This is a genomic window from Kistimonas scapharcae, assembly GCF_039540975.1.
GTDB classification, from domain to species: domain Bacteria; phylum Pseudomonadota; class Gammaproteobacteria; order Pseudomonadales; family Endozoicomonadaceae; genus Kistimonas; species Kistimonas scapharcae.
In genome coordinates this window covers 1-874 of record NZ_BAABFL010000205.1, presented here as the reverse complement: position 1 = coordinate 874, position 874 = coordinate 1, and the positions used below count along the sequence as shown (strand labels likewise).

The following is an 874-nucleotide window of genomic DNA, read 5'->3' as shown; positions in this document are numbered from 1 at the left end:
GCTTAATCCCGACAGATCTTCAGCTGATCAACTTAAGAAAGCGGCTTGAGTTGGGGCGACAACTATGTTGACAAACACCGAGATTCCATAGGCAAGATTGAGGCGACAGGTTTGTTGTCGCAATGTCCGCCATTAAATCATCGTAACGGGAGTATTGCATTGCTTTGCACAGGAGTAATGGAGAAAAAGAAACGCCACCTCCATCTGCCTTACAAGCCAAAGTGACCACTGGCTATGAACGTCGAGAACCAGGCATCCCTTCATCAACGCCTGATTGAACTCACCAGCACATCCTTTGAGCGTTACATAGCACAGTATGCTCACCAGACATTCCTCAACACTAACAAGCCTATGGACAGAAAGAATGACGACCATCGTGTATAGAGTGATGTTTCTCCTATTCCCCAATGGTTTGAGCGAAATTTCAACATTTACAACGACGTCTTATTTAAAAAGCACAAAGCGATGAATCAATGTTGATCAGGCCGTTTGCCATTGACTACCGACTGGTAGAGGTAGCCGCCCACATACAGACTGACACTTAAGATCAGCAATACGAGTACCCGAACCATTGAATTCGCACCAGACAAGTCAAACAGGATGACCTTGAGTGCAGCGATGGTAAAAATAATAAGCGCTGATTTGCCAACTGTTTTATCTTTAACAACCAATGCCAATAACAACAGTACAACGCCATACACCGCCCACACTGCGGACAAATAAATGTCTTCCTGTACCCATTCAACCATGCAGGCAATAAAACCCAGATGGCCAGCATATAGCATTAGCGCGGCGTTGAGTCTGTAGAAAAACGTCTGGAAGCACTGGCAGTCCCCGGCATAGCAGATATCCTTTAGAAATCTGCCCCAGAGTT

Annotated in this window: 1 protein-coding gene; it reads right to left on the bottom strand. The window is 45.7% G+C overall.

Translation table 11 applies throughout. From position 1 onward, the window contains the following. Nucleotides 1-470: 470 nt before the first annotated feature. Nucleotides 471-874: DUF2339 domain-containing protein (locus ABD892_RS10440; protein WP_345195562.1), on the bottom strand; the 404-nt coding region annotated here is incomplete at its 5' end.